The sequence below is a fragment of the Acidovorax facilis genome (genome assembly GCF_023913775.1).
In the GTDB taxonomy this organism is placed as follows: domain Bacteria; phylum Pseudomonadota; class Gammaproteobacteria; order Burkholderiales; family Burkholderiaceae_C; genus Acidovorax; species Acidovorax facilis.
Genome location: NZ_JAMXAX010000122.1, coordinates 1 through 18,281, shown reverse-complemented (window position 1 = coordinate 18,281; position 18,281 = coordinate 1). Strand labels below are relative to the sequence as shown.

Sequence of the window (18,281 nt, the reverse complement as noted above, 5' to 3'; positions counted from 1 at the left end):
CGGGTCTTGGGCGACTCGCAGCGGTCTCAGCCGAGTCGAAAAGGCAGACTCCGCCTCGCGCCGCCGCGAACGGCGCTGCGGGGTCGACGCAATAGACCCGCGCGGCTCAAGTCCGACGGCCTCCTAGTGGGTGAAATACGCCCATGGGCCTCCAATCCCTGCATACCCCCTCCCTGCGAAGCGCTTCTTGGCGCAGCAGATCAATTGTTTCCAATACTGGAACAGTTAGTTTGCGACTGGATAGTTTTTCTCTGAACAGCACCGGCGTACAGTTCAATCCATCGATGAGCCGAGCCCGCAAGGCGACTCACCGAACCCGGTTTGAAGTAGTTTTCAGCATCCGCTTTTGGCGCTTTGTTCCGGCTTTTTTTGAGACGCTTTTATCCAAGGATTTGCACCATGAACACGACTGCCCGTTTCCTCTCTATAGCCGCTGTTGCTGCTTTCGCCTCTTTCGGCGTCCACGCTGACGAAGCCGATGGCTCGCAATTTGCGCTCCAGTTCGACACCAACCGCACCCGTGCTGAAGTGCAAGCGGAAGCCGCCACGGTGGCCCAGACCCGCAGCCAGGAACCCGCTGGCTCGCGCGTGGTGACATACACCTCCACAGCTGACCGGGCTGCAGTGCGTGCCCAGGCAGCCGAAGCCCTGCGCACCGGCAAGATTCCCCACGGCGAATTCAGCGCCATGTAATTGACGCAGTTGCGGGCCTTCCCATGGTGGCGGCACTTCGCGGGTGCTGCTGCCATGGGGAGTGTTTTCCTCACTGTCAGGCAAGCAAACTGGGCTCCCACTGGGAGCCCTTTTTGTTGCTACACCTATGCCTCGGCAAGCAGCTGTCTATCCCTGCGCGTTTTGCGCATCCGGCGCGGGGATCGAGGATGAAGGCGGTTCCCACGGGGCTTCCTTCTTCGCTCTTGCCCGCATCTCCGAATCGCAACTATTCTGATCGTAAACACCCGCCCAGCATCCATGCGGCCTAGCGAACTGCCTAGCCAAGTGGCCGCCAATTTAAAGTCGTCAACTCTTCCAATCGCGCTGCAACGACAAACCCCAGAATCCTTTAGGGGAGGTCGGCTCAAGCTGATTGCGGACATATGACGACCGCGAGCGAATGAGTACTATCACCGCCAAAAGCAGCCGTTGGCGCTCCGCTTGAGCGAGGGCTAGGCCCCACCAAGCCTGCGCAGCCCTGACGGCGTTTGAATCTCGGCAACCAAAGCACATGTCGCGCCTCGGGCGACTGTGACGCTCGGTGTTGAGGCTAGGCGAATGGCGGCAAAGAGTGCGAGAACTTCTTCCGGGGCTGGATGCTGTATTTGAAGTTCCCTGATCTGAAGTGGGCTTGCGGGCATCGTTGCGATAGGATTCGCGTCAACGGCCCGTTGAATCAATAGCGGCGCAGCCCCATCCAACGCGAGTGCGCCGTCGGGACGGAACGCCATCTGCCAAGTGTGGGACTCACGGTACATCGTCTCAACCTGACCAAGGGCAGGCACGGTCGCGGCAGCAATGTCATTTGTACTCGCCACCCAGGCGGCCAAACGAGGTGTACTGCCGTCCAGAATCTCGTCGATGCCAAACCAGCGAGCCCGCGAAACAGGCGCTGCGTCAGGGTTAGCAGCAATCACCTCTAGGTAAACTGAAGACCCCAGCGACAGCAGCAGGTTATGCGTAGCCATGCTCGGATGCTCTCTGCCCGGCCCCGGGGCTACGCCGAGAGCGGCCTCGACGTAGGCTGATCCCGCGACGAGGCTCGGTGCAACGATGGTGATGTGGTCGAGGCGCGACACCATGTGTTCTGTGAAGCCCAACGTCATTTGGACCGCAAAGCCAGCGGGATCAACTGGACGGTACGGGTTATGTTGGACTCTGACTACTCCAGGAGGTGGCTTGCGGTCAGAGTTTTCAAGACTAGCGCCCGTCTCAACTCCACTACCACAAGAACTTTGCCTATAGGCTAGCACGCAGCAACGCCCAATTGAGCCGTGTTGCGACTTCGCATAAATCTTTCGGCGGTAGCAAACCCGTCCTGCTCGATGGATGCACCTCGGCCGTTGATGTGCCTCGGATCTTCTCGGTAATACCGAACGAGAAAGGTGAACTTGCTTGGTTCGACTTGTGGATAATTTTCCTCAACGAAACTAGGTCCAAAGCGCTTAGGACCTAGCGCGAGCCATCCTCTTGTTCACTTAGGGGAGCTGTACCGTTACCGGGGCAGACTGTGGTCCCTCGTTACCCGCCGCATCCAAGACGCTGACTTGGTAGTAGTGGCTACCGAGCGGGGGCGTAACGTCCGTGTAACTCAAGCCGGTGACCGTTGCAATGACCACACCGTCGCGGTATATGCGGTAGCGCGTGGCGCTGTCTGCGATGAAGGCCTGCTTGACTGCCTGCATCTGCGGATTGCTGTTCGACTGCGGCAGGTAGCCATAGTTGATGGTCCACACCAGTGTGCCGCCCAGGCCCTGCTCGCGCACCCATTTGCCTTTCTCGGCGATGGAGCGCTCGTCTTCGAAGCTCAGGTAGGTGACCGGCGTGTTCGTGCCACGGTTCCAGGGTGGCGAGTAGGTCATGTAGCCTTGCTTGGCCACGTCGTCCCAGTGGTACGTGGCGCCCGTGCGGTTGAAGGCGTTGTCGTTCACCAGGCGCTGGTAGTTGTTCTCCCAGTCGCCGTTGTTCATCCAGCCTTGCATGCCGTCCATGCTCTGGCGCGGCCCCGTGACTGGACTGTTGTAGTACGCACCGTACAGGCCAATGCCGATACCTAGCTTGGAGCGCGCGATGCCCATGTCCAGATAGGCCTGCACCGTCGATTCGATCGAGGTCGGGTACAGATCGCCCGCACCGGACAGCGGCGAGTGGTGCCACGACTGCCATCCCCAGTCGCCGGCCATGCTGTAGGTCATCAGGTTGAAACGATCGACTGTGGCGGCCACCTCCGCGTGCCAGGGCGTGATATCGGGGTCGTTCTTGTTGACCCAGAAGCCGGGCCAGCTCAGTTCCAGCGGCGCGTTCGGCGCCTGGTAGCGGGCACGAAGCGCCGAGGCGGCGCGCAGCTCGCGCAGCAGCGCCAAGGCCTGGGCGCGGGTAGCCGCAGTGTCGAGGTTCTCTTCCCAATCGATGTCCACGCCGTCGTAGTTCTTCTGGACGGCCTTGTCGAGGACGTTCTTGATGAAGCGTGCGCGCACCGTGGCATTGGCGGTGGCGGCAACAAAACCGGGCCCGTCGCTGTCTCCGCCCACCATCATCACCGCCTTGGCGCCCGCGGCGTGGGCCTTGGCGATCAGCGCGTCCTCCACGTTGGCCAGGTGGCCCGAGCCGGCGCCTTCGAGCAGATCGCCCGCCCGGCCACCGGGCAGTGAACCGAGCGCGGGCGCATAGCGGCCGAAGACGAAGTGCGTCATGGTGCCCATGTCCACGGCTTCGGGCGGGTACGCTTCCCAGAACCAACCCGCGTAGTAGCCGTTGACCCATTTGCCGCTCTGGGCGGCGGGGTTCCATCCCACGCTCACCCCGCCGCTGGTCCTGGCGGCCGTCACGCCGCCCACGGGTGGCAGCGGATTGGTGGCCTCCACGGCCACCTGGGTGGTGGCGGCCACGCTTTGGCCCGCGGTGTTGGTGCAGGTCAGCGTGTACGCCGCGTTCGCTGCGGGGCGCACCAGTTCGTTGCCCTCGGCCGCGCGCGGCCCACTCCAGCCGCCCGATGCCGTGCAAGTGGTCGCGTTGTGGGCCTGCCAGGCCAGTTGGGCGCTCTGGCCCGCCATGATGCGTGTGGGCGTGGCACTGAAACTGCCGATGGTGGGGGGCTGCTGTGTCTTGCGCACAGTCACCGTGGCCGATGCCGCCGTGGTGGAGCCAGCCGCGTTGCGGCAGCTCAGGCCGTAGGTGGTGGTGACGGTGGGCCGCACGCTGGTGCCACCAGTGCCTGCCTGCTCTCCGCTCCAGCCTCCCGTGGCGGTACAGGCCGTGGCATTCTCTGTACTCCACGAGAGGATGCTGCTGTTGCCCGCCTCGATCACGTCGGGCTGGGCCGTGAACGCCTGGATACGTGGAGGCTGGGGCGGTGGCGTGGTCGGTGCCGTGCCTTCAATGAAGAGCTGCGCGAGTCCTTCGCCGCCCGCCTCGAAGTACTCCATGCGCACCGTGTGGCGGCCTTCCGAGAGACGCACGGAGGCCGCGTCCATCGTGATGCCGTGCACGGTCCAGTTGTTGATGATGCGTTTGCCATCTACGAACACGCGCACACCGTCGTCAGTATACGTCGTGAACTTAGCTGCGCCCCCAGCGAATGGCAGACTTGCCGTCCAGCGCGCGGAGAAGCCGTCCACCGGCAACTTGGGGGCTGGGCTGTCGGTCATCCAGTAGTAGTCGATGGGACCACTCTCACAGCGCTCCAGCACGGCGTTACCTGCCAGCTTGGTGTTGGGAAAATACTCCGCCAGCCATTGGCCTGGGGCGCATTCCAGCGCGAAAGCCTGGGTGCAGGCCAGCAGCAGTGATGCAGCCAGGGCGCGTGTAGTCCAATGGGGAATTGTGAATTTTTTCATGTATTTTGCCATCCAGCGCTTTCAAGGAAAGCGCTGGATGCTCTCCTTTTGATAGTCAAACAACAAAGCGACGTGTGTGCAGACCGGCCAGCAGCATCAGCGCGGCGAGCAGCAGCACGCCCCATTCGCCCAATGTAGGGATGGCCTGCGCGCCGCCAACCACTGGCCTGGGCGCGGGCGCCACGCCACCAGTGGGCGGGGCCGACGCGCTGCCGCCAGCGTTGTTGGCAGTGACGGTGAAGGTGTAGGTGGTGCCGTTGGTAAGGCCCGACACCGTGCAGGTAGTGGCGGGCGCCTGTACGGTACAGCTCGCGCCGCCGGGCTGGGCGGTGACGGTGTAAGACGTGGGCGCGGTGCCGCCCACCGGTGCCTGCCACCGCACGGTGACTTGCGCGTCGCCGGGCATGGCATTGACGTTGGTCGGAGCGTTCGGCCCGCCTGCGGGCACCACCAGCATCGGCACTGAGTCGGACGCCATGCCATTGGCGAACAGCGTGGCCGTGTACGGGCCGGGGACTGTGGTCGGCGGCAGGGCGCGCGCGGTGAACCTGGCCGCTTCCGACGCCGAGGCTGGCAGCCACGCAACGGCGCCGTTGTCCACGCGCTGCAGGCGCAGCAGTGGCGCGGGAGTGGCGGACTGGCTGGTGCCGCCGCCGCTGGCTTCGCCGTCGCCGGTGAAGCGCTGCCCCAGCAGTTGCAGTGCCGCGCCAACTGCGAGCTGCGTGGGGTAGGACGTGATACGCGGGCGACGCGCATCAGGCACGCCGATTTGGTGCCCATAAAGAAGCGCGGGTGCCGAGTTCGACTGCAGCCCACCCACCACCAGCACCTGCCCGTTGGCCAGCAGGGTTGCGGTGTGGCTGTTACGCGCCTGAGGCATGGGACCAGCCGTTTGCCACGTACCGGAACCGGGGTCATACACCTCAGTGGCGGCAACGCTTCCGCCGTTGTAGCCCCCCCCAGTGACGAACACCCGGCCATCGACCAGCAGTGTGGCGGTATGCACATTGCGCGCCTGCTGCAGCGGGCCCGTGGCCTGCCAGGTGTTGGTGGCGGGGTTGTAGATTTCGGCACTAGCCAAGTAGCCTCCGGCGAAGGTGTGGCCCCCTGCCACCAGCACGCGCCCGTCGGCCAGCAGCGTGGCTGTGTGCTGGTTGCGGGCCTGCTGCAGGCTGGGGCCGGCCGTCCAGGTGCCGGTCGCGGGGTTGTAGAACTCCACAGTCGCGGTGCCTTGGCCGTTGGCGACGTTGCCGCCGGCCACGAGCACACGGCCATCGGCCAGAAGCGTTGCCGTGTGGCCGTGGCGGGAGTTCAGCATAGCGCCGGCCGACACCCACAGGTTGGCGCTGGGGCGGTAGATCTCGGCCATGCCAACGTTGGTGCTGAAGCCATTGCTGCCGCCGGCCACCAGCACGTCGCCGCCGGGCAGCAACGTAGCGGTGTGGTCGTAGCGGCCCTGCAGCAGCGCGGGGGTTGGGGCCCACTGGTTGGCAATGGGGTCGTACAGCTCGGCGCTGGCGAGAGCCTCCGAGCCGCCCGCCACCAGCACGCGGCCATCGGCCAGCAAGGTTTGCGTGTGGTAGCGGCGCGCGTCGGCCATCGGAGCTGCAGGCTGCCACAAGCCGGTGGCGATGCCATACCGCAGCGTGGTCGCGGAGGGGTTGGCCGAGCCACCGCTGGCCACGATGCCCCCGGTGACGAGTACCAATCCATCCTGCAACGCGGTGGCTCGATGGTTCTGGCGCAGCGCGGGCAACGGGCCTGTGGTGGCTGCGTCCAGCGCATTTAGTTGCTGCCGCTCTGCACTCGCCACCGCACCGCTAGCACCCTCGCCACCTGCCACAAGCAGCTCGCCCGTATGCAGCAGCAGTGCGCTGTGCTGGCCGCGTGCCTGTGCCATCGGGGCATAGACACTGCTCAGACTGGTGGCGGGGTTGAAGATTCCCACTGCCGCTGTGGGCGTTCCGCTGGCGTCGTCTGATGCGCCCCCCGCAAGCAGCACGCGGCCGTCGGGCAGCAGCGCGGCGCTGTGCTGCGTGCGCGCCACGTGCAGCGAGGTGGCGGGCGTCCAGGTGTTGGTGGCTACGTCGTACAGCAGCGTGTCGCCCAGCGCGCCGTCCGCATTGTTGCCGCCTGCCACGAACACGCGGCCGTCAGGCAGCAGCGTGGCGGTGTGGTTCATGCGTCGCGCGGGTAGGGGGGCGGCGTTGGTCCAGGTGCCTGTGGCAGGGTCCCAAAGGGCAGCTGCGTTGGTGGGGCTTTCTCCGTTATCCATGCCGCCCACCACCAACACACGTCCGTCGCGCAGCAGTGTGGCCGTGTGCTGGCGCGCGCCCATCCCTGGCATGGCGCCGGTGCTGTCCCAGGTGCGGGTGGCGGGGTCGTAGATTTCGGCGGACTTCAGCCCCTCTTGGCCCGCAGTGCCCCGACCGCCGGCGACGAGCACGCGGCCGTCTTGTAGCAGCGTGGCCGTGTGCTGGCTGCGGCGCAGCGACATGGTGGTGTCGGTGGCGGTGAACGCGCCGCTCTGCGGGTCGAAGGTGGCGGCTTCTCGCACCGAAGCTGCGCTACCGCCTTCGCCGCCCGCGATGAGCACCGTGCCGTCACGCAGCGGCGTGGCCGTGTGGCCCGCGCGCGGGCCGGGCAGTGCGGGGCCGCCAACCCAGCGACCCGTGGCCGTGTCGTAGAGCTGCGTGCTGGCCAGCACGCCGCTGCCGCGCCCCCCGGCGAGGAGCACGCGACCATCGGCCAGTTGCGTGGAGGTGTGCTGGTAGCGCGCGCCGGTATAACTGCCGGCAGCCTGCCAGCCCGCGCCGTGCGCAGTGCTGGCAACGCCCAGGCACAGCGCGGCGGCGTGCAGTACGCGACGGGCCGTAACGGCCCATGCGGGGGTGGTCATTGGGGGATCTCCAGAGAGCAAACAGAATCCCGCGATTCTTGGAACGCCCGTGCTTTCTGGCTATCGGTCACCTGACCGATATGTGTGCGTTAGTTGGCACAACGTTGCAAATTTGGTTCGGGGTATTCCCAGAGGAATAGCGCGCGTTGCGGCAGTCCCGCACAATCAGCGCCGCTAAAAAGGAAAAACCCTTGCATCACGCACTGACCGATCTGCTGGGCGCCGTGGCCGACGATGAGCGCTGGGGTGAGGCGCTACACAGCTATGCCATCAGCCTGGGCGCCGACCAGATAGGCTGGTTCGTCCTTGCCAGTGGGCCAGAGCAACTGGCGCAGTGGGGGCCGCGCTTTGCCGAACACCCCGACCCGCGATACTGGTTGCACGCGCCCTCCGCAGAGGGCGCGCCTGCGTTGGTAGGCAGGGGAGTGACGGCCGAGGCCACGCTGCGCTACGCCGCGCTGTATCGCGAGCAGGACCCACTGTGGGATGCCGCCATGTCGGGCTACACCCAAGCTGGCCCCGGCGGCATTTCGGTGGTTACAGATGCACCAGCCCCTGCGGCACAACGCTTTCGGCAGACGGCGTTCTACAACGATTTCTTGCGCCCACACGGCATCGGCACACGTATGTTTGGTGGCGGGTGGAACGCGCGGCACCCCGGGGGCCACCTGTTCGCGTCGGTCTATCGCCTCAGGGACGACGATGGCTTCACGGCCGAACAGATGCGGCGCTTTCATGCTGAGTTCGGAGCGTTGCAGCACGCCGCCTTCTTGCACCGCGAGATGCTGTCATTGCGTACGCGCACACAGGGACTGGAGGAGCTAATGGAACGCCTGCCCATGGGCATGTTGTTCTTTGACGTAGGCGGGCGACTGCTGCACGCTAACGCCCGCGCGCGGCGCCTCGCCGTGAACCCCGGGCATGGAAGCCTGCGCAAGCTGCTCACGGGCATCGCAAACGTTCGGCAGACAGATGCGGCGCTGGGCGCGCTGTTCGCGCAGTCCATGCGCGGCAAAAGTGGCTGCGCCGAGCTGCCGGGCGGACTGCTGCTGGTCTCGCTGGCTGTGGGCGATCTGGCCGCGCTGGGCTTGAACCACGCGGCCCCTGGAGTGGCCTGGGTTCTGATGGAGAGAACGCTGGACGCGGCCGCCGCCGTCGCCCTGGTGAGCCAGGCCTACCGCTTGAGCCCGGCCGAAGGCGCCCTGCTGCTGGCGTTGATGCGCGGTCGGACTCCGCAGGACTTTGCCGACGCGCGCGGCGTGCGTATCCGCACAGTACGCACGCAGATGAGCACCCTTCTGCTCAAGACCCGCACCCAGCGCCAGCAGGATCTGGTGGCTCTGAGCGCGAGGCTGATGCTACTGGCGCCGGGACAAGCGGCCGATGCTATGGCGGCAGGCGGTGCGCAAAGGTAGCTTCTTGGTACGCCTAGCAGCCCACGTACCAGAGGCCAGTGGGATGAATGCCTGGATTTAACGACTATCTCCATCCATGCGGGGTGCGAGCCGACGCTTTAACGCGAAAACGCATACTTTGAGCCAGGGATTGGCGAGGCAGCCTCCAGGCGCCCCCTTCTCCCTTGGGGGTGGAGTCAGGTACGTTGGAAATGGCCCAGATCATCTCGATCGCTATTGTCCGAGGCTGCAAAATTGATGCCTGAGTGCTTTCTAAGCGCAGCGTGTTGATTTCCAGACCATGCGTCGTCAACTCGCTCGTCAGGTCTTGATGCCTCGGAGCGGTCTGACTCTCACTCACCGGACATTGCCTTGCCGGCGAGCTTCCGAAGGCTTCGAGGCGCCGCCACCGGAGTCACTGCGCCAAGCGGCGGCAAAGCATGCCCCCCCACGGCTTGTGCCGACACGGGCGCAACGATGTCGGCGAGCGTCATGCTGTCGAGCTCCCTGAAGTAGGCACTCAGCGCGGTGTTGAACACCCCCTTCAAGCGGCAGGTCGGTGACAACGTGCACTGGTTAGAGTCGGGGTCGAAACACTCGACCAGCCGGAAATCAGTTTCAGAGGCGCGCACCACATCACCGATGCGCAGCCCGGTCGGGTCCTTCAGCAACCGCAGACCGCCGCCCCGCCCGCGCGTGGTGGCCAGTACACCCTGCCTAGCCAGGTCGTTGACGATCTTCATCAAATGGTTTCTGGACACCCCGTGGTGCTGGGCAAGCTCGCTGATGGTCACCAGCTGCTGCGGGCGGGCCGCGCAGTACATCAGAACGCGCAGTGTGTAGTCGGTGTACTCAGCAAGTCGCATGGATGCCCTTAAAGATTCATCTAATATATTCTTTTAAAACCGCTTTGGTTATAAGATTCATTTCACATACCTCTTACAAGGTTTTTGCAGGGTCCAGCCGACCTGCATTGCCCAGCCATCATGTCCAGCCCGCCCTTGCACGCTTCGCCCATCGAGCCCACCGCAGCGCCACAGCTTTCGGGCTGGCCGCTGCTGAGACTGGGATTCAGGCCCTTCTACCTAGGGGCTGCGGCGTTTGCGCTGCTATCGATTCCGCTGTGGGTGACCATGTACCTGGGGCAATGGAATCTGGCCCTGGCACTGCCGCCGCTGCTGTGGCATGCGCACGAGATGCTGTTCGGCTTTGCGGTCGCAGTGATCCTTGGGTTTCTGCTGACCGCCGTGAAGGCCTGGACGGAGCTGACCACCCCAAGGGACGCGGCTTTGGGCGCGCTGGCGCTGCTGTGGCTCGCGGCACGGGCGGCTGCGGTGACCGGCCCCTACGCGCTGTATGCCGTGCTGGACCTGGCGCTGCTGCCGCTGGTGGCAGCGGTGCTCACGCGCCTGCTGCTGCGCGCGCGCAACCGGCGCAACCTGCCGCTGGCGGCCATACTGATGCTCCTCGCGCTGGCCAACGGCTTCTTCCACCTGGGGGCGGCTGGCGTGCTGGAAATGTCCCCGATGACGCCCTTGTACGCAGCACTCGCCCTGATCGTGATGATCGAGTGCGTGATCGCGGGCCGCGTGATTCCCGCCTTCACCATGAGCGCCACCCCTGGCCTGAAACTGCAGGTGCGCGCAATGGTGGAGCGCGCAGCGCTGGCGCTGACCGCGCTGGCCCTGGTGCTGTGGGTCTTCGCCCCCGCCACGGCAGGCTGGGGCATGGCGGCTGGCGTGGTCTTGTCGCTCGCAGCGGTGGTCCAGGCCGGACGGATGCTGCAGTGGCAGCCTGCCATCACCCGGCGCCGCCCGATCCTGTGGATCCTGCACCTTTCGTACGCGTGGATTCCCATCGGTCTGGCCCTGCTCGCCGCTGCCCGCTTAGGCGCGATCAGCAGTTCCGCCGGCGTGCATGCGCTGGCGGTGGGCGCCACCGCCGGTCTCATCATCGGAATGATCACCCGCACCGCCCGCGGGCACACCGGGCGTGCGCTGCAGGTGTCCCGCCCCGAGACGATGGCCTATGCGCTGGTGATGCTGGCGGCAGCCGTCCGCGTGGCGCTGCCACTGGCCCTGCCCACGTGGCTGCCCCTGGCCCTGGTGTTGTCTGCAGCCGGCTGGTCGGTGGCGTTTGCGATCTACCTCTACATCTACACACCCTGGCTGCTCCAGACGCGCTCGGACGGCAAGGACGGCTGAGGCGCATCTTCCTGCCGCCCACCTTTTCCCTCAACTGCTTTCTTTTTCAACCACGCAAGGACCTTTCATGACATCCACCACCGCCTCTTCCCCCACCGTGGATCTGCGCACCATTGCTCCACAACAACGCCACTCGCTGGTATTCACCACCTTCATAGCGCTGCCGCCCGGTGCGGCCATAGAACTCATCAACGACCACAACCCGCTGCCGCTGCGCGGGCAGTTCGACAGCGGCCTCTACGGCGCCTTCCAATGGACTGCGCTGGAAAGCGGCCCCGAACAATGGCGTGTCGAGATCGCCAAACCCGCGAGCAGCAAGCCCGTGCACGGCGTGGACTCCTGTTGCGGGTCCTGCGGCGGCTGAGCGGGAGCCATTGCCATGACCTTCGTGGTCACCGAAGCCTGCATCAGCTGCAAATACACGGATTGCGTCGACGTTTGCCCGGTGGACGCATTTCGCGAAGGGCCGAACTTTCTGGTGATCGACCCGAACGAGTGCATCGACTGCGCGGTCTGCGTGCCGGAATGCCCGGTTGCCGCCATCTATGCCGAAGAAGACGTGCCCGCCGACCAGCGCGACTTCACGCCGCTCAACGCCGAACTGGCCCGGCAGTGGAAGCCCATCACCCGCACCAAGCCCGCGCTGCCCGATGCCGACGCGTGGAGCAAGGTTCAGGACAAGCGCGAAGAGCTCAAACGGTAACGGTAGAAAACTTCACCCCGGCGCACGCGGCCCACGCGGCCGCTGCGCTGGGTGCGGAAGGCGAAATGAGAGGAATGGACGGAAAGAGCGATGCTGCGAGCGTTCCGCCCCGCTCACCGTTTCACCCTTTTACATGCCCAGCGACAGCATCGCGGCTTCGGACATCCTGGACCGGTCCCAGGGCGGATCGAACACAAAATCCAAATCCACATGTGTCACGCGGGGCAAGGCCAGCAGCTTCTCGTGGATCTCTTCGACCAGCAGGTCCCCCATGCCGCAGCCGGGCGCCGTCAGGGTCATTTCGATCGACACCCTGAAATCACCCGTGCCATCTATCGGCAGCACGTCGCACGCATAGACCAGGCCGAGCTCCACGATGTCCACCGGAATCTCCGGGTCGTAGCAGGTCTTGAGCGCCTGCCATACCTGCGCCCGCACACCTTCGGGCCCCTCCGCCTGCTCCAGCACCGGAGCCGTCGGCACCGGCTTGCCGATGGCGTCGGCGTCCGCACCGGCCAGGCGCATCAGCTGGCCTTCGACCAACAAGGTGAACGATGCGCCCAGCGCCTGGGTGATCTGCACCAGCGTACCCGCGGTCAGTTCGGCCGGGGTTCCATCGGGTACGCAAACCACCTCGACATCGCGGCGGACGATCACCCGTTCGCGGCGCGCGCTCATGGCGTGACCTCCAGCGCGGAGTTGTCGCTCTTGGCCTCGGCGGCCAAAGCGTGCATCAGGGCATGCCAGCCCAGCAGGGCGCACTTGATGCGGCCGGGGTAGTGGCGAACGCCCGCCAGGCTGACCAGCTTGCCCAGGGGCGCCTCTTCGGACACCATCTGGCCCGTGAGCACGGCCCGAAAGCGCGCCTGCAAGGCCTGCGCTAGCGCCACCTCCTGCCCCAGCACCGCTTCGGTCATCATCGACGCCGACGCAATGCAGATCGCGCAGCCCTGGCCATTGAAGCGGATGTCGCTCACGCGCCCGTTGTCAACCACCAGGGCCACCTGCAGGTCGTCCCCGCATTGCGGGTTCTGGCCGCGCGCCTGGTGGGTCGGCGCGGCCAGAGTGCCGAAGTGGCGCGGCGCGCGCTTGTGGTCCATCACCACGTCCTGGTAGAGGTCGAGTTCGGCGGCAGTTTCTGAAGTCATTGCAGCACCTTGAGGGCATGTGCCACGCCAGCGAGCAGGCGCTCCACCTCGGCGTGTGTGTTGTAGAGCGCGAACGATGCACGCGTGGTGGGCCCCACGCCCAGGTGTTCGAGCAACGGCTGGGCACAGTGGTGGCCGGTGCGCACGGCGATGCCGCGCTGGTCCAGCAAGGTGCCGATGTCGTGCGGGTGCACGCGGTCGGCAACGAACGAGACTATGGCCGATACGCGGCTGTGGGCGGACAGCACCGTGACGCCGGGCATCGCGGCCAGACCCGCCACCGCGTGTTCTCGCAGCGCGTTCAGGTGGGCGTCGATGCGATCACGCCCGACCCCGTCGATGAAGCCTGCCGCAGCGGCCATGCCGATCGCGCCTGCCACGTTGGGGGTGCCGCCTTCCAGCCGCGCTGGCAGTTCGGCAAAGCTGGCCTCGGTGGCGCTGACCCAGGCCACCATGTCACCACCGTAGCGCAAGGGCTCCAGGCGTTCCAGCGCAACGCGCCGGCCCACCAGCGCGCCAGTGCCCATGGGGCCGTACATCTTGTGGCCCGAGAAGGCCATGAAGTCGCAGGCCAGCGAAGACAGCTCGGGCGCAGCGTGGGCCATGGCCTGTGCTGCGTCGAGCACGGTCAGCGCGCCCGCGTCGGCGGCCAACTGGAGCAAGTCCTCGTAGGGCGGCCGCTCGCCGGTGGCATTGGCACAGGCGGTGAGCGCCAGCACGCGGGTGCGGGCGTTGAGCAGGGGGCGCAGATCCGCGGCGTGCAGCCGCCCCTGGGCATCGGGCTGCAGCACGCGTAGCACTGCCCCGGTGCGCCGCGCCACCTGCTGCCAGGGCACGAGGTTGGCATGGTGTTCCAGGCCGCTGACCACGATCTCGTCGCCTGCCTGCAACCAGGCCGGGTGCATGCCGCTGGTGGAGAGCCCATGGGCCACCATGTTCAGCGCATCGGTGGTGCCCGAGGTGAACACCAGCTCGTGGTCTGCGCCCGCTCCGACAAAGCGCTTGAGCGAGCTGCGCGCGTGCTCGAACGCATCCGTGGCGCGCTGGCTCAGCGCATGCACGCCACGGTGGATGTTGGCCCGGTCATGCTGCTCGAAGGCGCGCATCGCCTCCTGCACCGGCATGGCCATCTGGGTGGTGGCCGCGTTGTCGAGGTAAGCCAGCTCCGCACCGTAGATGCGCTGCGCGAGCACCGGGAACTGCGCACGCACAGCATCGGGCTCCAAAGGATCGATCAAAAACGCGTCACCCATGTGCGGCCTCCGGCTGGGTCATGGAGGCGGCAGGGTCGCCGCCCAGGTGCTGGGCCACCGCCTGGCGCAGCAGCGCCGTGAGGTCAAGCGAGTCGATCAACGGGGGATCACCCAACGCCCGCGCGAACAAGGCGGTGGCCATGCCTTCGATGATCAGTCCGCGCGCACTGCGTTCGTCCAGCCCCCGCTGGCGCGCATAGAACAGCGCGTCCTCCGGCAAGGCGCCCCAGGTGGCGCCGTGGGCCGCCTGCACTTGGTCATGGTGGATCTCCAGGTGCGGGCGCAGTACCAGCCGGGGCTGGCCGCTGGTGGGCACACCCGTCAGCCGCTGCCGCACCTCAGCGTCGGCGGCATGGGGAGCAATGCGGGTGTGGGCGTTGACCACCGCGCGCGCCGCGCCGCTGGCCAGCGCCAGCGTCTCGATGGTGCTGTGGGTGCGCTCGCCGGTGTGTAGCATGCGCACCTGTTGTTCCACATTGGCGGTGGCCGCCAGTAGCAGGCCCGCACTGTGGGCCTGGGCACGGTCGCCCGTCAGCTCAACCTCCTGGCGCTGCAGGTGGTAGCGGCCTCCCGTGGCGATCAGGCCCTGCTCGTAGCGCGCGCCCTGCCCCAACTCAAGCTGCAGGTGGTGGGCGACTTGGTCGGCAGCCCCGGGGCGCACGCTCCGCAGGTGCTGCAGCGTGGCGCCCGCGGCCAGGCGGATGTGGGCGTGCAGGTTCTGCACCACCGGCTGTTCGCAGGCCACCTGTTCACGGTGATGGGTTTCCACCAGCACGCAGTGCACTCCCTCCTGCACATCGATCACCAGCATCGGCGCTTCGACCGCGCTGCGTGGCTGGTGCCTCAGCTGTATCCACACCGTCTCGGCCGAACCGCGCTGGCTGGCCGGTTCCCCGCCGATGCGCAGCCGCAAACCGCGGCGGCACAACGCGCGGTGCACCCAGGCGAACGGTGCGGCATCCTGCTGGGCAGTGTCGCCCCGGCCGCCTGCATTGTCCGTGCCGGTCGGCAGGCGCAACCCGGCGAACAACTCCTGGCGCTGGGCCGGGTCGGCGGCGTCGAGCCAACGGGCGTCCACACGGCCTTGCGGCCTACCGCCCAGCAGGTGCAGCGTCCAGCCGGCGCCGATCAGCGGAGGGGCATCGCAGCTAGCCGGTGCGGCTTCGGGTGCCTCGCCCAGCCAGACGGCGACCGGGGGCGGCGGCAGGTGGCGAAACGCATCGGCGTTGCGGGGGATCCAGCCCGAGTCTTCCAATCGGTGGCGGGCGGCCAGGATGTCGGCGCGTGCGGTGTCCATGCTCAGACCTCCAGTGCGTCGGCCGCGCGCGCGAACCCGGTCCGCTCGATCTGGCGGGCCAGTTCCAGATCGCCGGTCTCGGCGATGCAGCCCTGGTCCACCCGCAGCACCGCGTCGGGCTGCAACAACTCGATCAGGTGCAGGTAGTGCGACACCACCACGAAGGCCGTGCCCTGCGCACGCAGCGACTGCACCAGGCCCACCACCGCGCGGGTGCCGTCCACGTCCATGCCGGAGTCGATCTCGTCCAGCAGCGCCAGGCGCGGGCGCAGCAGGGCGAGCTGCAGCAGTTCGTTGCGCTTGCGCTCTCCGCCCGAAAAGCCGTCGTTGACGGGGCGCGCCAGCATCGCCTCGGGCAGGCCCAGACGGGCGGCAGTGGCCCGCGCGTCGCCCAGGAAATCGAAGGCATCCAGCGGCGCTTCGCCACGCGCCTCGCGCACAGCGTTGAGGGCCGTGCGGATAAACAGGTTGTTCTTCACGCCTGGGATCTCGGGCGGCGCCTGGAACGACACAAACAGCCCGGCGCGGGCGCGCACCTCGGGGCTCATGGCCAGCAGGTCCTGGCCTGCGAAGCGGGCTTCGCCGCCAACCACGCTGTAGCGCGGATGGCCGGCCAGCGTCAGGCCCAGCGTGCTCTTGCCGCTCCCGTTGGCGCCCATGAGCACCACCAGTGCACCGGCCGGGACATCGAGCGAGATCGACTTCAACACGTGGCGGCCGCCAACGTCAACGCGCAGATCGCGCACCTGCAACAGGGGTTCGGCATGGGTCATGGTGGTTCTCTCCTGGGAAATCGGGGGGGGTGGACTCAGCCGACGGCACCTTCGAGCGAGACGGCCAGCAACGCCTTGGCTTCGAGCGCGAACTCCATGGGCAGTTCGTCCAGCACCGCCTGGCAGAAGCCGCCGACGATGAGGGCGGTGGCGTCCTGCGGATGGATGCCGCGCTGCTGGCAATAGAACAGGCGCTCTTCGGAAATGCGGGTGGTGGTGGCTTCGTGTTCCACCAGGGCGTCGTTGCGCGCGGTCTCGATGTACGGGAAGGTGTGGGCTCCGCAGTCGGGGCCGATGAGCAGCGAGTCGCACTGCGTGTGGTTGTGGGCGCCGGCCGCAGTGGGCGCCACGCGCACCAGGCCGCGGTAGCTGTTCTGCGCGTGCCCTGCGCTGATGCCCTTGGACACGATGCGGCTCTTGGTGTCGCGGCCCAGATGAATCATCTTGGTGCCGGTGTCTGCCTGTTGGAATTGGTTGCTCACGGCAATCGAATGGAACTCGCCGCGCGAATCGTCGCCGCGCAGCACCACGCTGGGGTACTTCCAGGTGATGGCCGAACCGGTCTCGATCTGCGTCCAGGCAATGTGCGAGCGCCGGCCCGCACAGAGGCCCCGCTTGGTGACGAAGTTGTAGATGCCGCCACGGCCCTGCTCGTCGCCGGGGTACCAGTTTTGCACCGTCGAATACTTGATGTGGGCGTCGTCGTGGGCGATCAGTTCAACAACCGCCGCGTGTAGCTGGTGCTGGTCGCGCTGCGGCGCCGTGCAACCTTCGAGGTAGCTCACATGGCTGCCTTCCTCCGCAATGACTAGCGTGCGCTCGAACTGGCCGGTGTTGGCCGCGTTAATGCGAAAGTACGACGACAGCTCCATCGGGCAGCGCACGCCCTTGGGGATGTAAACGAAAGAGCCGTCGGAAAACACCGCCGAATTCAGCGCCGCATAGAAGTTGTCGCCCGGGGGCACCACGGTGCCCAGGTAGCGCTCGACCAGCGCGGGGTGGTGTTGCACCGCATGCGAGAACGAGCAGAAGATCACGCCGACTTCGGCCAACTGCTCACGGAAAGTGGTGCCGACGGACACCGAGTCGAACACCGCGTCGACCGCCACCCCGGCCAGGCGTGCCCGCTCGTGCAGCGGCACGCCGAGTTTTTCGTAGGTTTCCAGCAGCTTGGGGTCCACCTCGGCCAGGCTCTTGAGGCCGTCCTTGTGCGACTTGGGCGCAGAGTAGTAGCTCAGCGCCTGAAAGTCCACCGGCTCGATCCGAAGCTGGCCCCATTGCGGATGCGCCATGGAATGCCAGTGCTCCAGCGCTGCGAGACGCCATTGCTGCAGGAAATCCGGCTCCCGCTTGCGGCGCGAGATGGCACGCACCGTGTCAGCGTCCAGCCCCGGCGGCAGCGAATCGCTTTCCACATCGGTCGTGAACCCGTGTCGGTAGGACTGCTGCAACGCCCTGGTCAGCGGCGGTGCTTGTTCAACGACTGTCATGGCGGGGCTCCTTCGGCGATGGGTTGAGACTTCGATACGCGACTGACACTATTTAGGCTATTGAGCCTTAAAGATTCATATTGTATGCCTCTTTAATTCATTAAATAGGATTGGATACCCTGTGGCGGAAGGGGGAAGAGTGATTTGACGGTCAGCAGGCCAGATCCGCCAGGCAACCTACGATGCACTCGCATGGATCCAATTTCAGCAAAGCCTCGGTGGGTCAGGTTTGCGTGGAAATCAATAGCCCGTCAATGCCCGGTTCCGCCTCCATTTCTAAAGTCCAGTTCTCGCAGCAGCTTCGCTGCTTCCGCCTCCAGCCGGGTAGCGGGGCGCGCCCGCGGTATCGCGAGTACCAGCTGATTGCGGATTGCGGGGGGAGCGATAGGCACAGCCTGGATCTCGTCGGGCCGACGACTTAGAAGCAGCGAACTGTCGGGCAGGAGTAAGCGGCCAGCCATGGCATCTTGAAACAATGGCGTACTCGTAGGAGCCTCGTGTCCACCTCAACTCTAGGTGGACACGTGAACACTACTCCTGAACAAAGCGGCGAAGGTCGTCGGCGCCGAC

General features: G+C 66.1%; 15 protein-coding genes. 5 read left to right on the top strand and 10 right to left on the bottom strand.

The window, feature by feature from the left end; all coding sequences use genetic code 11:
• The first annotated feature begins 399 nt into the window (after window positions 1-399).
• The gene (locus tag NFX52_RS24060) at window positions 400-693 is read left to right on the top strand and encodes a hypothetical protein (RefSeq protein WP_055396511.1); all 294 of its coding nucleotides are present in this window, start codon (window positions 400-402) and stop codon (window positions 691-693) included.
• Between the two features lie 473 nt (window positions 694-1,166).
• Here NFX52_RS24060 and NFX52_RS24055 read toward each other — a convergent pair whose 3' ends face one another.
• The 3 genes from NFX52_RS24055 to NFX52_RS24045 form a co-directional block, all read right to left on the bottom strand.
• Window positions 1,167-1,820: a VOC family protein gene (locus NFX52_RS24055; protein WP_055396509.1), complete on the bottom strand. Its 654-nt coding sequence runs from the start codon at window positions 1,818-1,820 to the stop codon at window positions 1,167-1,169.
• A 372-nt stretch (window positions 1,821-2,192) separates the two neighbouring features.
• The gene (locus tag NFX52_RS24050; RefSeq protein WP_055396515.1) at window positions 2,193-4,550 is read right to left on the bottom strand and encodes a glycosyl hydrolase family 18 protein; all 2,358 of its coding nucleotides are present in this window, start codon (window positions 4,548-4,550) and stop codon (window positions 2,193-2,195) included.
• 55 nt (window positions 4,551-4,605) lie between these two features.
• Window positions 4,606-7,449: an IPTL-CTERM sorting domain-containing protein gene (locus NFX52_RS24045; RefSeq protein WP_055396508.1), complete on the bottom strand. Its 2,844-nt coding sequence runs from the start codon at window positions 7,447-7,449 to the stop codon at window positions 4,606-4,608.
• 191 nt (window positions 7,450-7,640) lie between these two features.
• On the opposite strand from NFX52_RS24045, the gene NFX52_RS24040 reads away from it, so the two are divergent.
• A complete protein-coding gene (locus NFX52_RS24040) occupies window positions 7,641-8,864 on the top strand; it encodes a helix-turn-helix transcriptional regulator (RefSeq protein WP_238385537.1) in 1,224 nt (407 codons plus the stop codon).
• Window positions 8,865-9,196: 332 nt separating this feature from the next.
• On the opposite strand, the gene NFX52_RS24035 is transcribed toward NFX52_RS24040, so the two are convergent.
• Window positions 9,197-9,709, bottom strand: coding sequence for an Rrf2 family transcriptional regulator (locus tag NFX52_RS24035; RefSeq protein ID WP_055396506.1), 513 nt, complete (start codon window positions 9,707-9,709; stop codon window positions 9,197-9,199).
• 120 nt (window positions 9,710-9,829) lie between these two features.
• Between NFX52_RS24035 and NFX52_RS24030 the strand changes: the two genes are divergently transcribed.
• The 3 genes from NFX52_RS24030 (at window position 9,830) to fdxA (ending at window position 11,750) form a co-directional block, all read left to right on the top strand.
• Window positions 9,830-11,047: an NnrS family protein gene (locus tag NFX52_RS24030; RefSeq protein WP_207402116.1), complete on the top strand. Its 1,218-nt coding sequence runs from the start codon at window positions 9,830-9,832 to the stop codon at window positions 11,045-11,047.
• Window positions 11,048-11,114: 67 nt separating this feature from the next.
• Entirely contained in the window at window positions 11,115-11,411 is a 297-nt protein-coding gene (locus tag NFX52_RS24025) for a DUF2249 domain-containing protein (RefSeq protein ID WP_055396502.1), read from the top strand.
• A gap of 15 nt (window positions 11,412-11,426) precedes the next feature.
• Window positions 11,427-11,750, top strand: a complete 324-nt coding sequence (fdxA, locus tag NFX52_RS24020; RefSeq protein WP_055396500.1) for a ferredoxin FdxA — start codon at window positions 11,427-11,429, stop codon at window positions 11,748-11,750.
• 129 nt (window positions 11,751-11,879) lie between these two features.
• Here the strand turns inward: fdxA and sufT are convergent, their stop codons facing one another.
• The 6 genes from sufT to sufB are packed head-to-tail and all read right to left on the bottom strand — an operon-like array spanning window position 11,880 to window position 17,711.
• Entirely contained in the window at window positions 11,880-12,428 is a 549-nt protein-coding gene (gene sufT, locus NFX52_RS24015; RefSeq protein WP_055396498.1) for a putative Fe-S cluster assembly protein SufT, read from the bottom strand.
• Window positions 12,425-12,898 carry a Fe-S cluster assembly sulfur transfer protein SufU gene (gene sufU, locus NFX52_RS24010; RefSeq protein WP_055396496.1) on the bottom strand — a complete coding sequence of 158 codons (474 nt, stop codon included), beginning with the start codon at window positions 12,896-12,898 and terminating at the stop codon, window positions 12,425-12,427. Before sufU ends, sufT begins: the two co-directional genes overlap by 4 nt.
• Window positions 12,895-14,151, bottom strand: a complete 1,257-nt coding sequence (locus tag NFX52_RS24005; RefSeq protein ID WP_055396494.1) for an aminotransferase class V-fold PLP-dependent enzyme — start codon at window positions 14,149-14,151, stop codon at window positions 12,895-12,897. Before NFX52_RS24005 ends, sufU begins: the two co-directional genes overlap by 4 nt.
• Window positions 14,144-15,448, bottom strand: coding sequence for a SufD family Fe-S cluster assembly protein (locus NFX52_RS24000; protein ID WP_055396492.1), 1,305 nt, complete (start codon window positions 15,446-15,448; stop codon window positions 14,144-14,146). The genes NFX52_RS24005 and NFX52_RS24000 overlap by 8 nt, the downstream gene beginning before the upstream one ends.
• Window positions 15,449-15,450: 2 nt before the next feature.
• Window positions 15,451-16,221 (bottom strand): Fe-S cluster assembly ATPase SufC, encoded by a 771-nt coding sequence (sufC, locus tag NFX52_RS23995; RefSeq protein WP_055396491.1) that lies wholly within the window; start codon window positions 16,219-16,221, stop codon window positions 15,451-15,453.
• A gap of 35 nt (window positions 16,222-16,256) precedes the next feature.
• On the bottom strand, window positions 16,257-17,711 hold the full coding sequence (gene sufB / locus NFX52_RS23990; RefSeq protein WP_055396489.1) for a Fe-S cluster assembly protein SufB: 1,455 nt from the start codon (window positions 17,709-17,711) through the stop codon (window positions 16,257-16,259).
• Between the last annotated feature and the right edge of the window lie 570 nt (window positions 17,712-18,281).

Coding starts and splice junctions, on each gene's coding strand:
- NFX52_RS24060 (WP_055396511.1), top strand. CDS start 400: ATGAACACGACTGCCCGTTTCCTCTCTATAGCCGCTGTTGCTGCTTTC.
- NFX52_RS24055 (WP_055396509.1), bottom strand. CDS start 1,820: ATGACGTTGGGCTTCACAGAACACATGGTGTCGCGCCTCGACCACATC.
- NFX52_RS24050 (WP_055396515.1), bottom strand. CDS start 4,550: ATGAAAAAATTCACAATTCCCCATTGGACTACACGCGCCCTGGCTGCA.
- NFX52_RS24045 (WP_055396508.1), bottom strand. CDS start 7,449: ATGACCACCCCCGCATGGGCCGTTACGGCCCGTCGCGTACTGCACGCC.
- NFX52_RS24035 (WP_055396506.1), bottom strand. CDS start 9,709: ATGCGACTTGCTGAGTACACCGACTACACACTGCGCGTTCTGATGTAC.
- NFX52_RS24030 (WP_207402116.1), top strand. CDS start 9,830: ATGTCCAGCCCGCCCTTGCACGCTTCGCCCATCGAGCCCACCGCAGCG.
- NFX52_RS24025 (WP_055396502.1), top strand. CDS start 11,115: ATGACATCCACCACCGCCTCTTCCCCCACCGTGGATCTGCGCACCATT.
- fdxA (WP_055396500.1), top strand. CDS start 11,427: ATGACCTTCGTGGTCACCGAAGCCTGCATCAGCTGCAAATACACGGAT.
- sufT (WP_055396498.1), bottom strand. CDS start 12,428: ATGAGCGCGCGCCGCGAACGGGTGATCGTCCGCCGCGATGTCGAGGTG.
- sufU (WP_055396496.1), bottom strand. CDS start 12,898: ATGACTTCAGAAACTGCCGCCGAACTCGACCTCTACCAGGACGTGGTG.
- NFX52_RS24005 (WP_055396494.1), bottom strand. CDS start 14,151: ATGGGTGACGCGTTTTTGATCGATCCTTTGGAGCCCGATGCTGTGCGT.
- NFX52_RS24000 (WP_055396492.1), bottom strand. CDS start 15,448: ATGGACACCGCACGCGCCGACATCCTGGCCGCCCGCCACCGATTGGAA.
- sufC (WP_055396491.1), bottom strand. CDS start 16,221: ATGACCCATGCCGAACCCCTGTTGCAGGTGCGCGATCTGCGCGTTGAC.
- sufB (WP_055396489.1), bottom strand. CDS start 17,711: ATGACAGTCGTTGAACAAGCACCGCCGCTGACCAGGGCGTTGCAGCAG.